We start from the raw sequence: 15,141 nt of genomic DNA, 5'->3' as shown, positions 1-15,141 counted from the left end.
TAACCGCAATAGACGCAAAGTTTAACGCAATAGGCGCAAGAACTTATTAAGCAGATTGCCCTTATGTCCATTGCGAAACTCATAGCGCCCATTGCGGTTAAGATATTTTAAACAGCCAAAAGAAATAATATACTACCCAAATGATCAAAATTAGTAACATGCATAAGGTTTTCTCTACGGAGGAAGTTGAGACTACTGCCCTGAACGGAATTGATATGGATATCAAGGACGGTGAATTTGTAGCCATCATGGGGCCTTCCGGTTGTGGTAAATCCACACTCCTGAATATCCTGGGATTACTGGATAATCCAAGTGAAGGTTCTTACGAATTCTATGGTACAGAAGTGGCTAAAATGTCGGAACGCCAGCGTGCTCAGATTCGGAAAGGAAACATTGGATTTGTATTCCAAAGCTTCAACCTGATCGATGAACTTACGGTTTATGAAAACGTGGAACTTCCTTTGCTTTATCTTAAAACCCCACCTGCCGAACGTAAGCAAAAAGTAGAAGCAGCCCTTGACCGCATGAATATGATGCACCGCCGCAATCACTTTCCCCAGCAGTTATCGGGTGGACAGCAGCAGCGTACCGCCATTGCAAGAGCCGTTGTTGCCAATCCGAAAACAATACTGGCGGATGAGCCTACTGGTAATCTTGACTCTAAAAATGGAGAAGAAGTAATGAGTTTGCTGAGCCAGCTAAATAATGCTGGAACTACGATTTTAATGGTAACCCACTCACCATACGATGCTGGTTTTGCTCACCGAATTGTGAATTTGTTTGATGGCAAAATCGTAACTGAAAAAATACACGTGTAGTAACTTTTAGCTAATGGCTGTTAGCTGTTAGCTAAACTGTTGCGTAGATTTCATTTTATTTAATGACTTAAAAAAAGTGAAATTAAAAAGCAAAGTTATAGTCAAATTCTACCCTGGCTATCAGCTATTAGCCAGAAGCTAAATATACCAGCCATGAAAAAAGTATTAACCGTTTTATTAGCCGGTGTATCTGCACTGGCTTTTGCTCAGAAAAAAATGGACCTAAGCAGAAGTATTGACGATGATGGAAAGACACTTTCGATCAGCGTTCATGGAACTGTGGATGGCAAAAGAATCGACTACGATCATACATTTTCAGTCGCTGATCTGAACAAAGAAGAACGGAACGATCTTACCGATCGTGTCCTTGATTCTCTTGGCCTGGAAAAAATTAATACGCCATCCCCGCCACGTCCTCCGCAGGCGCCTCAGGCTCCGAAACCTCCGGTTCATTTTTCTGCCGGTAGAACTGAGAATAATGCACCGAATATGGTTTGGGAAGATGAAAGCGAACATATTAATACTGCTGATCATAACAAACCATTAGCCAAAGAGATCCTGTATAATTCGGAGACCGGTGAACTGTTTATGCGTTATCAGTTTACAAAAAATGGTGAAGAGTTTATCTTCGAGAAAACTGTTGATGTCAGTCAAAAATCAGCAAAACAACGTGACAATATCATAAAGGATTTTGAAAGGGAAATAGCTCTTCCCGCAAATTCTATTCAATAGATATTGACAATCCGTAAATTATTTGTGCTTCTTCTCATCAGGCTGGAACTGGTCTGCCGTGTCGGCTGATTGCTAAAAGCCAATAGTCAACAACTAAAAAATGCTAAAAAATTACTTTAAAATCGCCTGGCGGAATCTTGTTAAGGACAAGGTTTTTTCATCCATAAACATTCTTGGTCTTACGATCGGGATTACCTGTTGTATGATGATTTTTCTATTTATCATGAATGAGTTCAGTGTGGACAATTTTCATGGAAAGAGAAAAGATATCTATCGTGTCATGCGCGATTTTGATATGAATGGGACAAAATTGTCTGTGCCGTATCTTTCAGGACCTTATGCTCCGGCTTTGTTGAACGACTATGCCGGTACGGTGAAGCAGGCTGTTCGTGTAATGGCGACAAATGGACTGGTTACTTTGGGGAATAATTCATTCAATGAAAAGAAATTGTACGTAACGGATACAGATTTTTTTACTTTGTTTTCATTCCCGCTCATTCGTGGTAATGCCGCCACGGTATTGAAAGACCCTGAAAGTGTGGTACTTTCAGAAACGACGGCTAAAAAGTATTTTGGAGATCAGGATCCGATCGGGAAAATTATTGAGCTTGATAAAAACAGAAAACTCACCGTTACCGGAATTTCAAAAGACATTCCTTCCAATTCACACCTTGACTTTGATCTGCTAATCCCGATCACCCATTACGAACAGGAAGACTGGATAAAAGTTTGGATCAACAATAACTTTTTTACGTATGTTTTGCTCGATGGACATGCAAACGAGGCGAAGCTGGAAAAGAGTTTTCCGCAATTCATGGATAAATACATGGGTAAGGATATGGCTCGTTTTGGGATGAAAGTCGGCCTTTCGCTGACTCCTTTGTCCAACGTATATTTCGAAGAGCATTCGGCGTTCGATAATGTCAAACACGGCGATAAGAAAGTGGTTTATATTTTCCTTTCTATCGCAGCGCTTATTCTGCTCATTGCCTGTATCAACTTCATGAATCTGAGTACAATACGTGCAGTTGAACGATCAAAAGAAGTGGGATTGCGCAAAGTAATGGGGGCGTTGCGGAATCACCTGGTTTGGCAATTCATCGGTGAATCTCTGTTGCTGACACTCATCGCTTGTGCACTTTCTTTGGCACTACTTCAATTTTTGATGCCTCTATACAACCAGTTGCTTGGATACAGCCTGACCGTTTCATGGAATTCACCAGCATTATATGGTTTTCTCCTGGGCGTTGTTATTCTCGTAGGGTTTCTGGCAGGTAGTTATCCGGCGCTTTTTCTTTCTGGTTTTACACCCATTCAAGCATTAAAAGGTAAACTGAAACTGGGAAAAGGAGGATCATTTTTCAGGCAATCCTTAGTGGTCGTTCAGTTTAGTATTTCAGTTTTTTTGATCATTGGTACGATCATTATCATGAGCCAGATGAATTTTGTGAAAAACATGGAACTCGGCTATGATCAGGAACATACACTTGTGATACCGATCAATAATGATATTTACAATGCTAAAAACACCTTCAAAAAAGAATTGGAGAGATTGAATAGCGTGGCTTCTGTTTCATTGATGTCTGGTGAGCCGGGTGGCTTTTTTGATATGCATACATTAAAAGCAGAAGGCCAGAACGATAGAGTCTGGAAAACCAGGGTTGCGTTTTCAGATTTTGAATATGCCAAAACGCTTGGACTAAAATTCATTGCCGGACGGGATTTTTCATCCCAATTTTCGACAGACACAACCGAGGCGGCCATTGTGAACCGCACAGCCGCCAAATCACTTGGATTTACTCCCGAACAGGCCATAGGAAAGTGGGTTCAAAATACGGTTCAGGATTCCAAAAAGAGAAAGATTGTCGGTGTTGTAGAAGATTTTAACTTTTTGTCTTTAAAAGAAAAAATGGATGCGCTGGTGATTTCGCCGGGAGAAGATAACCGCGTGGTTGTTGTGAAATTAAAGTCGGGCAATATTCAGTCTGCCGTGGAAGCAATAAAAGGCGTGTATAGCAAAGTTGCTCCTTCCTATCCATTTGAATACAGCTTTTTAGATCAAAAGTTTGACGAACTCTACAAAACAGACATTCGCCAGCAAACCACATTGAGCATATTTGCGGGATTAGCCATTTTCATCGCGTGCTTAGGTTTATTCGGCCTTGCGTCTTTTACAGCCACAAAGCGGACAAAGGAAATTGGCGTGAGAAAAGTTCTTGGTTCTTCTACGCAAAATATTGTGGTTTTGCTTTCAAAAGAACTCCTAAAACCGGTTCTGCTCGCGACCTGCATTGCCATGCCATTAGGTTATTTTACGATGAATAACTGGCTGCAAAACTTTTCATACCGAACGCCCATGCACTGGTGGATCTTCGCCCTTTCCGCAAGCATCACAATCGGTATTGCATTGTTTACTATCAGTTTTAAAGCGGTGAAAGCTGCGCTGATGAATCCGGTGACGAGTTTAAAAACGGAGTAAGGGGGTTAAAAGGTTAAAAGGTTAAAAGGTTAAAAGGTTAAAAGGTTAAAAGGTTAAAAGGTTAAAAGGTTAAGGCATTTCAAACTTGCAAAGGTATTGAAAATGAAAAGCAGGTTCAGTAGTAATCCCGGGTGATTGTCAATTAACCTTTTGACGGCACCGGCCGCCCGGCCTTGACCTTTTGACCCAAATCCAAAAATCATGCTACGAAACTATCTAAAAATCGCCTGGCGGAACTTGTGGAAGCACAAGGGATATTCTCTTCTGAATATACTGGGTTTAGCTACCGGGATGGCAGCCTGTATTGTTATTATGCTTTTTGTTTATTATGAAAAAAGCTTTGATAATATTCATAGCAGGAATATTTTCCGGCTCAATGAAGTTCAAAAGTATGAAGGTATGGTTAAGCCGCAAAACGTAGCTTTATCCATGTATCCAATGGGTCCTACTTTGAAAAAAGATTATCCTGAAATTTTAAACTTTACCCGGATCAGTACAATGGGTAAGGTTAAAGTCTGGCATAATGAAAAGAAATTAACCCTGCAGAATGCTTTCTATGTGGACTCTACCTTCTTACAGCTCTTTGATTACGAGTTATTGAAAGGCGACCGGAATCTCGTTTTGCAAAAGCCTAACAGCGTAGTTCTTACGGAGGAAAATGCTCAAAAAATATTTGGAAGTGCGGAAGCGCTGGGAAGAATTATTACGATTTATGGTGGGGATACTACCCATTTTACGGTGACCGGCATCCTGGCAAACACTCCCAAAACCTCACATTTGCAATTTGATGGTTTATTCTCCTTAAATACTTTCGCTAAGCCTGATCTGATGAATAACTGGGGAGGGAACTGGTTGATAACTTATCTGGAATTATCTAAAAATGCCAATTTAGTCTCACTTGAGAAACAGTTTCCTGCGTTTCTTAAACGAAATATGAAAAACGGTAACTGGAAATTCTATGAATTATTCCTTCAGCCTTTAAAAGAGGTGCATGCTAATTCTATGAATATTACGCATGACTACCAGAATTTTCAAAAGTTTGACAAAAGTTACACTTATACTTTTTCAATCGTTGCGCTGATTGTATTGCTTATTGCCTGTGTCAATTTTATGAATCTATCTACCGCGCGTTCGGCAGGCAGGGCAAAAGAGATCGGTATAAGAAAAGCAAGCGGTTCCGGCCGGTTTCAGTTGGGAATGCAGTTTTTGGGTGAATCAGTTATGCTCTGTTTCTTTTCACTGGTCCTGGCTATTCTGTTCGTGAAATTGTTACTATCCTATGTGAATGAACTGAGCCAGCGCGAACTGGAATTTTCAGTTTTCACAAATCCTGTATTACTGCTGTCGCTACTTGCCGGAACGCTTCTGGTTGGTATTATTTCAGGCCTTTATCCTGCTGCATATCTTTCTTCATTTAATGCATCGGTGGTATTAAAAGGGGCAATGAAAAATGGAAAGAGAAAATTGTCATTCCGGAATATACTGGTTGTTGGCCAGTTTTCAGCAGCCATTTTTCTGATAATCGCAACGGTATTAACTGTGCGACAGCTTAAATATATGCAGAAGGCAAATATTGGATTTGATAAGGAACAAGTCATTACAATTCCTTTGAGTGTGGAATCACAAAAAAATTACCAGGCTATTAAAGCTGAATTATTAAGTAAATCACCTGTTAAAGCAGTAACTGGCTCACGGCAAAAGCTGGGAAATAATTTACATCAGACTGGTGTAAGATTTCATGGCGATGGGCCGGTAAGGGAAATGACCTCATCTCAGATTGTCGTTGATCCTGATTATCTCAGCCTTTACAAAATACCTCTTGTAGCAGGAAGGGATTTTGTAAAAGAGGGAGATGCTGATAACGGAAAGGCTTATATTGTTAATGAAACCCTGGCCAAAGAATTGCTGAAAGAAACGCCGGGAAAATCATTTGATTTTTTAATTGGAAAGAACTTCGGTTTCGGAGGAATGGATTCCGCGGGTGTAATTGTGGGTATTTCCAAGGACTTCAATTTTAATTCCCTTCACCATAAAATTGAAACTCTGTGTATTCTTAATCAAAAGGATTGGAGTTATAATGAAATGTCTGTCAGGATTAATAGTTCAAAGGCAAAACAAGCGATTGCAAATATTCAGTCGACGTGGAAAAGTATTGCTCCTAATGAAGATTTTGAATATGAATTCCTGGATGATCATTTTGCAGAATTATATCGTGCTGATAATACAGTAAGCGAAATTGTGGGTGCTTTAGCTGGCCTTGCCATTTTTATTTCCTGTCTGGGTTTATTTGGCCTTGCGTCATTCTCTGTAGAACAGCGTGTTAAAGAAATTGGTGTTCGCAAAGTGTTGGGTGCCAGCATATCGGAAATAGTACATTTGTTGTCCAAAGATTTTATTAAACTGGTACTGGTGGCTTTTTTAATAGCAGCACCAATAGCCTGGTTTGTGATGGATAAGTGGTTACAGGATTATGCTTACAGGATTGATATTTCTTTATGGGTTTTTGGTTTGTCTGGTATTCTGGCTGTGGGAATTGCACTTTTTACTGTCAGTTTTCAATCTATAAAAGCAGCTTTGATGAATCCTGTTAGGTCGTTGCGGAGTGAGTGAAGAGGGTTAAAGGTTAACGGCGAAAAGGTTAAGGGGTGTAACGTGAGAATAACGCCTTCGTCTTGATTCGTCATAAACGAATTTTGGATGAGGCAAAAGCTATTTGTGAGGGCACTAACAGCGGCGGGGATTTATGAGTGATGTAGTAAGATATGGTTCTTCAAGCGATTTTTCGGCGAAGAATATAGCTGATTGTGAGGATACAAACAGCGGTGGGAAACTTTGAAACCGCAAAATGCATAATAATTAGAGCTGAGCTTTAGTATTAGTCCGTTAACCTTTTGACCCTTCACCTTTTAACCCTTTTCCCTTAAATCGCCATGTTAAAAAACTACCTAAAAATCGCCGTCCGTAACCTGACCAGAAACAAGGTTTTCTCGGTTATTAATATTGCCGGGTTGTCGCTAGGTCTTACTTGCTGCATGCTCATTGTGTTATATACCAAAGACGAAGTCAGTTTTGACCAGTTTCAGGAGCATAAACATGATCTTTACCGGATCGATGTGACGATGAAGGATCACGAAGGCAGCCGGACTATCGGTAGTACCAATGCCATTCACGGACCTTCTTTTAAGCAGGGAATTCCGGAAATCAAGGAAGTTGTTCGTGCGCAGAGTAACTCGTTCGTGGTAAAAAAAGGCAACGATTTGATCAATGAGAATGTACTTTTTGCGGACAACAATTTCTTCACTGTTTTTTCAATGCCTTTGCTATCCGGTAATCCTGAAACGGTATTGTCCGATGTGCAATCCATTGTGCTTTCTGAAAAAATGGCTGAGAAGTATTTTGGTACTAAGGAAGCAGTTGGGAAAATGTTAGAGCTCAAAATCGGCGATAACTTTGAGCCGTTTGTGGTGTCAGGCGTAGCGAAAAACTGTCCGCAGAATTCGTCCGTTCAATTTGAAGCCGTTGTACCCTTTGCGTTCCAGGAAGCCAGAGGATGGACCGACAAGGAATGGCTTGGATTTTACATGAATACTTTCGTTTTACTCCATGATAAGGCGAATTATCAGGCGGTTGTACCAAAAATGAATAAGGTTTTTGCGGCTCAATCAGCAGAGGAAATCAGTAAAATCAAAGACTTTAACCAAAAAATCACCTTTCATCTCAAACCGTTTCTGGACATACATCTTGATGATGAGAATGGCGATTTGAGAAATGGCTTAGCACACGCCAGCAGCCCGATTTATTCTTACATTCTTTCTGGAATCGCTATTTTTATCCTGCTCATTGCATGCATTAATTTCGTAAATCTGACCGTTGCGCGGTCTTTGAAACGTGCCAAAGAAATTGGTATCCGTAAAGTGGTTGGAAGTCAGCGGAAACAGCTTACTATCCAATTCCTGGGAGAATCGTTTTTGCTTTCATTCATTGCCTTCACATTTGCTATTGTATTAACGCTATTTGTTTTACCCACTTTCAATGATCTGGCGAATAAACAATTAGCTCTTTCCTATCTTCTGGATTTCAATCTGGTGGCCGGCTATATTGTTTTGTTTTTTCTTACAGGTCTGATAGCAGGTTTTTACCCTGCAATGGTTTTATCAGGATTCAGTCCGGCACAAACGCTTTACAACCGGACTAAACTCACCCAGAAAAATTACCTTACCAAAGGTCTTGTAGTATTTCAATTTGCATTGTCAGTTTGTCTTGTAATTGGTACCATTGTGATTTACTCGCAATTCAAATATTTGACAAACAAGGACTTAGGTTACAATGATAAGCGGCTAATGATGTTTTCTATGGGGCGCGGCGGATCTGGCGAAAAGGCCAGGGAAAGCATTATTCAGGACTTGAAAGGTATTGCAGGAATTGAAAAAGTAGCTTCTTTTAATGGGAATTACAATGGAACGGGTGCCAAAATTGGGGAAAAAGAAATCAGTTTCGGATACATCGGAGTTGACGATAATTTCCTGAATACGATGGAAATTCCGGTCGTTAAAGGCAGAAATTTTTCGAAGGATTTTCCATCTGACCCCGAGAATTCTGTTGTTGTAAACGAAGCATTTGTAAAGGAAGCGGGCTGGAAAGATCCGATTGGGAAAGAGATCGATTTTTTCTGGAAACAAAAGAAAATGACGGTGATCGGTGTCATCAGAGATTATCATTATGCCTCGCTAAAAGAAGAGATCAAGCCACTTCTTCTTACCGAAGATCCCAAATACGGATTAGGCGCCATTTATCTAAAACTAAATGTAGCCAACATTCCGCAAACGGTAAAAACGGTGGAAAGTGTCTTTCGCAAACATATACCGTTCCTTCCCTTTGAATACAAATTTGAAGATGAATCGAATTTAAAACGATACGAATCCGAAGCCAAATGGAAGCAGATGATCACGCTTGCCGCTATGCTTTCCATTTTTGTTTCCTGTATTGGCCTGTTCGGACTGGCAACTTTCAACGCAGAAACGCGGGTGAAGGAAATTGGCATTCGAAAAGTATTGGGTGCTTCGGTAGCAAGTATCGCGGCTTTGTTGTCAACAGATTTTGTAAAATTGGTACTAATCGCCATTATAATCGCCTTACCGATATCTTATTATGCTGTAAATATCTGGTTACAGGATTTCCCGTACCGGATAGAAATATCCTGGTGGTACTTCGCCGTTTCCGCAATCCTCGCGATTTCAGTAGCTTTAATAACCGTTGGCTATCAAAGTGTTAAAACAGCAATGTTGGATCCGGTGAAGAGCTTGCGAAGCGAATAATTTTTGGGTTAACGGTTAACGGTCAAAAGGTTAACGAGCTTATGAGTCGATGTTCTTGCTCGAACCAGTTAATTGTAAGTGAATTAGCCGTTAACCTTTTGACCTTTTAACCGTTAACCCAATTTTCTTCATGCTAAAAAACCACATCAAAATCGCCTTTCGGAATCTTTTGAGTTCCAGATTATTCACGGCATTGAATATCGTTGGCCTTACCGGTGGCATGGTGGCGGCTGTGTTTATTTTGTTGTGGGTTCAAAATGAGATTAGTTTCGATGCTTATCATTCTAAATCAGAGCGCATTAGCCGCATTATTACGCATTTGCAGGTAAGCAAGGAAGAAACATGGCATTGGGCAAGTACGCCGTTATTGCTGGCGGCGGAGTTGAAAAAACTTCCCGAAGTGGAGGCGGTGACGCGTGAGAACAATGTGGGCAGTTTGTCTTTAAAAATTGGTGACCGTAAAATAAACGGAGAGAATGCGATTTATGCCGATTCAAATTGGTTTCAGATATTTGATTATCAATTTGTAGATGGATCTGCTGCCGAATTTGCGTCCGGTGTGCGGAATATTGCCATGACGGAATCGAAGGCAATGCAGCTCTTTAATAAGTCAAATGTTGTAGGACAAATTATCAGAATCGATACTTTGGACTATACAGTTTCGGCCGTTTACAAAAACAATCCTCCGAATTCCAGTTTTCAATACGACTTCATTATTCCGTTGGCAGCTTTTTGGGCAAATCCTAAAACGTTTGAAAATGACAATAGCTGGAATCAGTTCAATTACGAAACGTTTGTTGTTTTAAGACAAGATGCCGATCGAAAAAAAGTAGGTAAAAAGCTGACGTCCATCATCTCGAACTTCAAAAAAGGTGATGATGACAAACCTTCGACGGACACCGTTTTGGAGGCAGAACCATTGACCAATATTCATTTTAATAATGCAATTCAGGGAGCAAGTCAGGATAAGGGAGACAAGCGTACAGTCTATGTATTCTTCGGACTGGCTTTGGTTATATTGTTGGTAGCCTGTATCAATTATGTAAATCTGACAACAGCACGGGCAAGTGTCAGATCAAAAGAAGTGGGTGTGAAAAAGCTGTTAGGCGCGAAAAGTTCTCATCTTTTCGGACAGTTCATGACTGAATCCGTGTTGACTTGTCTTACGGCTTTTGTTCTCGCATTGTGTTCGATCTACCTGTTAATTCCGGCCTTTAACTCCCTTACTGGCAAGGCTTTCACATTTTCACTGGCAAACCTGTCCTTGTGGTATGTTTTAATTGGAACCACTGTTACGGCCATTTTGCTGACCGGTGTTTATCCGTCGCTGCTACTTTCTTCCTTCAAACCGTTTGATATTTTGAGAGGAAACAATATTCTCGGATCTACGAATGGAGGTTTCCGCAAAGGACTGGTTGTGGTTCAGTTTACAGTTACAGTGGTTTTTCTGATATCTACTTTGGTTGTGTATCGGCAGATGAAATTTATTAGGGAAAAAGAGCTGGGTTATGATCGTGCGCATACGTTTACTTTCCATGTTCCATGGACATTGAAACCGAAAGTCGAAGCAGCTACATTGAAAGGTAGGTTATTGAATGAGTCAAGTATTGCTGATGTAACTATTGCGAGCCAAAGCATTGTTCAGGTTAACAGTAGTACCACAGGCTCTTACGATTGGAATGGTCGTCCAAAAGATTTTAATCCGACGGTTTCCCAAATTGCAGTTGAAGATAATTTTCAGAAAATGTTTAATCTGAAAATAAAAGAGGGCAGGTGGTTTAAAGCCAACAGTATCGCGGACCGGAGTAATGTGATATTAAATGAAGCGGCTGTCAAAAAACTTAATTTGCCTAAACCAGTTGTTGGACAAAGATTTGATTTTCAAGGTCATAAAGGTGTTGTAATTGGTATCGTTAAAGATTTTCATTTCAAAAGTCTTAGAGAAAAAATCCAGCCGCTAGTGTTATTCAATGATTTGTCGTGGAGCGGGGGATTGTACGTGAAAGCGCAGCCTGGAAAAGAAGCAGAGGCAATAAAGGCGGTAGAAAAAGTTTGGAACGAAATGATCCCGAATTATGCGCTGGATTATAAATTCCTGGACGACACCTACAACAGACTTTATAAAAGTGAAGAACGCACAGCTTCCTTATTTAACACTTTCACAATCATTGCTGTCCTGATTTCCTGTCTTGGATTATTCGGACTGGCAACTTTCACAGCTGAAAGACGGATCAAAGAAATCGGGATCCGCAAAGTATTAGGCGCGTCGGTGGGAGCAATTGTGACCCTACTTTCCACTGATTTCATCACTTTGGTGGTAATTTCAATTGTCGTAGCCTCACCAATCGGCTATTATTTTATGAGCGAATGGCTGAAAGGTTTTGAATATAAAATCGAATTAAACTGGATCATTTTCGCCATCGCCGGAATTTGTGCCGTCTTTGTTGCCTTATTTACAATCAGTTACCAAAGCATAAAAGCCGCGCTGATGAATCCGGTGAAAACGTTGCGAAGCGAGTGAAAAAAAATGGAGTTAAAAGGTTAAAGGTTAAAAGGTTAACGAGCGTTAGCTTCGAGACAGTTAATCATGTAGAACTGACGGTAATTTCCGACGTTAACCTTTTAACGGCACCGGCTGCCCAGCGTTGACCTTTAACCCTTTAACCTTTTAACCTTTATGTTTCGGAACTACCTAAAAATCGCCTTTCGTAGCCTCTGGAAAAACCGGATGTTTACGGCTATCAATTTGCTTGGACTTTCGCTGGGATTGGCGAGTGCAGGCGTTTTGATCCTTTTTACACAGCGCGGAATTACGTTTGATTCCTTTCATAAGGACAATGATCAGATATATTTTGTCCAGACGGAAGGGAAAGACGGACGTTATAACCAGACGGTGTATCCGATTTTAGACCAGCTTGTAAAAACTTTTCCTGAAATTGAAACAGGAACCCATGTGCAGGGTTGGAATAACGTCTGGATTAATTATAAAGGCAAAGATATTCAGGGAGATACGAAGTATGTGGACACTACTTTTTTTGATGTTTTTTCTTTCAAATTAAAATATGGTGATGCCAAAACTGCTTTAAAGAAGCGGGAATCAATACTGTTGAATCAGGATATTGCGAAAGCACTTTTTGGGACTGAAAACCCGGTCGGTGAAACGGTTACCATTAATGATACGATCAGTTTCACAGTTACGGGCGTTTTGGATGCGGTTCCACAGAATTCCTCTATTCAGTTTGAAGTCTTGGTGCCAATTGCCAATCTGGAGGCAAACAAGAATTTTGCTGAAAATGCGGATTGGTATAACACATTTGCACGGGTTTATCTCAAATTGAAAAAGGACGCGGATGTTCCAAAACTGGAAGCGAAATTTCCCGCTTTTGCAAAAACACATTTCAGCGATGAGGTGAAAGACAGGCAAATCCGGATAGCGCCATTAACAGAATATATCCATTACGAAAATCCGGGTTTCAAATGGCTGATTTACGGATCAATTGCTATCGCCAGTTTTATAATATTGATTATCAGTATTAATTTGATCAATTTGAATACGGCTATTTCCTTCACGAGGGCAAAAGAAGTGGCAGTTCGCAAGGTTACAGGATCAACTCTAAAACAAATTCTGATACAATTCTGGACTGAATCGGGGATCGTTTTGGTTGCATCACTTTTCGTTTCGGTTGTGTTTGGCGCTTCCTATCTGGTTCCACGTTTCAATGAATTTCGTAAAGAAAGAATGCAGCTGGTAATCAGTTGGGAACAGGATTATGTCACGATTCTGACGCTCGTTGGAGTCATCACTTTAATAGCCATTATTGCAGGAACTTACCCGGCTCTTTATCTGAACAAGCTTGATATTAGGGACACGATAAAAGGGAAATTAACCAACAAACCACAATCCGGCGGATGGAGGCGGGGAACGTTGATTGTGATACAGTTTGTCATTTCCTTTGGTCTTGTAATTGGTGCCATTACCGTTCGAAAACAGATCAGTTTTATGCGGGAAGCAAATCTTGGTTTTGATAAAACGGGTGTCGTTGTGGTTCAGGCTGATAGGCAATACAAAGATGAAGAGTCAGCAATGAGCCAGTTTAAGCCGATTCTGGATGAGTTGAATCAGAATTCCAAAATCAAAAGCATTGCTACTTCGGGTGTTGTTCCAACCAAATACTGGAGTAATTACAATGCCTACATGGCCGAAGGCGAAACGGATAAAGAAGTCAGGTTCAAACATGTGGGTACAGGTTCGAAATATGCAGAAACATTTGGAATCAAAATGCTGGAAGGACGTGATTTTTCAGATGAATTGGATAAAAATCATACATACAAACATGTGGTGATTAACGAGTCTGCCATGAAGGCGTTAGGATGGAAAACGGCTGTTGGAAAACGTCTCAGGCAGAAAAATAACCCCGAAGTTTATACCATTGTAGGTGTAATGAAGGACTTTCATTACCAGGATCTTAAAGAGAAAATTGAACCGCTTCTGCATTGGTACGAAGGAACGGCCGGACTGAACAGTTATCTCACAATGAAGTTTAATAATATCAATCAGGCACAAAGTGTATTGGCTGATCTGGAAGCGAAAATGAAAAAGATTCCTTCCAAAAAGCCATTCAAATATTTTTACCTGTCCGATGAAATCAGCCGCCAGTACAATCATCTGGATGGCATCTGGAAAATGCTCAATTTCGTAACGACGCTTTCGGTAATTATCGCATTGGCCGGGATTTTTGGGCTTATTACCCTGACAGGAAATCAGCGTACGAAAGAGGTTGGTATTCGTAAAGTATTGGGTGCCAGTGTTTCGGGAATCGCCATTTTATTGTCGAGAGATTTTATTGTATTGGTATTGATTTCGATTGTGATCGGTGTTCCGGTTGGGTACAGTTTTATGATTAATTACCTGTCAAGTTTCGAATATCATATTACCGTTGAATGGCATATTTTCGCACTTGTCGGATTCGCAGCACTGATTCTTACTGTTTTGACGGTGAGTATTCAGAGTATCAGAACGGCTTTGATGGATCCGGTAAAGAGTTTGAGGAATGAGTAGACTTTCAGCTTGGCTGTCGGATTTAGGTTTACTCTTACAATGTGGGCTCTCAAAAAAAAATATTTTTGTATTATGAAAATTGAATTATTATTACATTATTTGGGTTGAAAAGTTAATTATTTTGTGAATTAATTTAATTTGTTATGCTGAATATAATCGAAAGCTATATTGAGTTAAAGAAAAATTTGGGGATGTTGATTAACAAGTCAGGATATAAAAATGCTTACCTGGCTGAGCAAATTGGCATACCTGCTCCTACATTCAGTATGAAAAAGCAAAGAGGTAACTGGAACGAGGTTGAAATGAGCAAAATACTGGCCATCATAGAGAACGAAAAGTTGGAAGATTATTTTTTACTTGAACTTATGAGGGAGCAGAAAGATGAGAAAAGATATCCAGTATCCGAGTTAACCAAATAATGGTAGTTGAAATCGTCAAGAGGTTCAAAAAAGATTTCAAATCGGCTCCTGGAGATATTCAAAGGCGAGTATTGGAAATGATCAATGCATTGGAAAAGTCTGAAAAACTGGAAAAGTCCGGACTTGATGTAAAACCAATGGAAGGTCAAAAAAAGGTGAAAGTTATTATCGAATCAGGATCGGGGACTGGCGGGTTGGTTGCGAATATATCCATCCGGATATCATTTTGCTAAGATTAATGACCCGTGGCGATGTTTATAAACAATTCCCACCGAAATGAAATATATTATTGAAGTGTATATAGTATTTACTGAAAACA

The 15,141-nt window shown here is 40.2% G+C and carries 9 protein-coding genes; all 9 read left to right on the top strand.

Annotated features, from left to right (window positions below):
* Positions 1-140 precede the first annotated feature (140 nt).
* The 9 genes from KZC02_RS10410 (at position 141) to KZC02_RS10370 (ending at position 15,055) form a co-directional block, all read left to right on the top strand.
* Complete coding sequence (locus KZC02_RS10410; protein WP_221394051.1) at positions 141-818, top strand: ABC transporter ATP-binding protein; 678 nt, start codon at positions 141-143, stop codon at positions 816-818.
* Between the two features lie 153 nt (positions 819-971).
* Positions 972-1,550 carry a hypothetical protein gene (locus KZC02_RS10405; protein WP_221394050.1) on the top strand — a complete coding sequence of 193 codons (579 nt, stop codon included), beginning with the start codon at positions 972-974 and terminating at the stop codon, positions 1,548-1,550.
* 100 nt (positions 1,551-1,650) lie between these two features.
* The gene (locus KZC02_RS10400; RefSeq protein WP_221394049.1) at positions 1,651-4,029 is read left to right on the top strand and encodes an ABC transporter permease; all 2,379 of its coding nucleotides are present in this window, start codon (positions 1,651-1,653) and stop codon (positions 4,027-4,029) included.
* A gap of 201 nt (positions 4,030-4,230) precedes the next feature.
* Complete coding sequence (locus tag KZC02_RS10395) at positions 4,231-6,639, top strand: ABC transporter permease (protein WP_221394048.1); 2,409 nt, start codon at positions 4,231-4,233, stop codon at positions 6,637-6,639.
* A 320-nt stretch (positions 6,640-6,959) separates the two neighbouring features.
* On the top strand, positions 6,960-9,344 hold the full coding sequence (locus KZC02_RS10390) for an ABC transporter permease (RefSeq protein WP_221394047.1): 2,385 nt from the start codon (positions 6,960-6,962) through the stop codon (positions 9,342-9,344).
* 130 nt (positions 9,345-9,474) lie between these two features.
* Positions 9,475-11,865: an ABC transporter permease gene (locus KZC02_RS10385; RefSeq protein ID WP_221394046.1), complete on the top strand. Its 2,391-nt coding sequence runs from the start codon at positions 9,475-9,477 to the stop codon at positions 11,863-11,865.
* A 156-nt stretch (positions 11,866-12,021) separates the two neighbouring features.
* Entirely contained in the window at positions 12,022-14,403 is a 2,382-nt protein-coding gene (locus tag KZC02_RS10380) for an ABC transporter permease (protein WP_221394045.1), read from the top strand.
* 143 nt (positions 14,404-14,546) lie between these two features.
* On the top strand, positions 14,547-14,822 hold the full coding sequence (locus tag KZC02_RS10375) for a hypothetical protein (RefSeq protein ID WP_221394044.1): 276 nt from the start codon (positions 14,547-14,549) through the stop codon (positions 14,820-14,822).
* Complete coding sequence (locus KZC02_RS10370; RefSeq protein ID WP_221394043.1) at positions 14,822-15,055, top strand: hypothetical protein; 234 nt, start codon at positions 14,822-14,824, stop codon at positions 15,053-15,055. Before KZC02_RS10375 ends, KZC02_RS10370 begins: the two co-directional genes overlap by 1 nt.
* Positions 15,056-15,141: the final 86 nt, after the last annotated feature.

It is taken from the genome of Dyadobacter sp. NIV53, from assembly GCF_019711195.1.
Classification (GTDB): Bacteria; Bacteroidota; Bacteroidia; order Cytophagales; family Spirosomataceae; genus Dyadobacter.
Note: the sequence above shows the minus strand (reverse complement) of the source record. Positions and strands in the feature narration are given on the sequence as shown.

Bases quoted from the DNA above. Each gene is read 5' to 3' on its own strand.
- KZC02_RS10410 (WP_221394051.1), top strand. From the start codon at position 141: ATGATCAAAATTAGTAACATGCATAAGGTTTTCTCTACGGAGGAAGTT.
- KZC02_RS10405 (WP_221394050.1), top strand. From the start codon at position 972: ATGAAAAAAGTATTAACCGTTTTATTAGCCGGTGTATCTGCACTGGCT.
- KZC02_RS10400 (WP_221394049.1), top strand. From the start codon at position 1,651: ATGCTAAAAAATTACTTTAAAATCGCCTGGCGGAATCTTGTTAAGGAC.
- KZC02_RS10395 (WP_221394048.1), top strand. From the start codon at position 4,231: ATGCTACGAAACTATCTAAAAATCGCCTGGCGGAACTTGTGGAAGCAC.
- KZC02_RS10390 (WP_221394047.1), top strand. From the start codon at position 6,960: ATGTTAAAAAACTACCTAAAAATCGCCGTCCGTAACCTGACCAGAAAC.
- KZC02_RS10385 (WP_221394046.1), top strand. From the start codon at position 9,475: ATGCTAAAAAACCACATCAAAATCGCCTTTCGGAATCTTTTGAGTTCC.
- KZC02_RS10380 (WP_221394045.1), top strand. From the start codon at position 12,022: ATGTTTCGGAACTACCTAAAAATCGCCTTTCGTAGCCTCTGGAAAAAC.
- KZC02_RS10375 (WP_221394044.1), top strand. From the start codon at position 14,547: ATGCTGAATATAATCGAAAGCTATATTGAGTTAAAGAAAAATTTGGGG.
- KZC02_RS10370 (WP_221394043.1), top strand. From the start codon at position 14,822: ATGGTAGTTGAAATCGTCAAGAGGTTCAAAAAAGATTTCAAATCGGCT.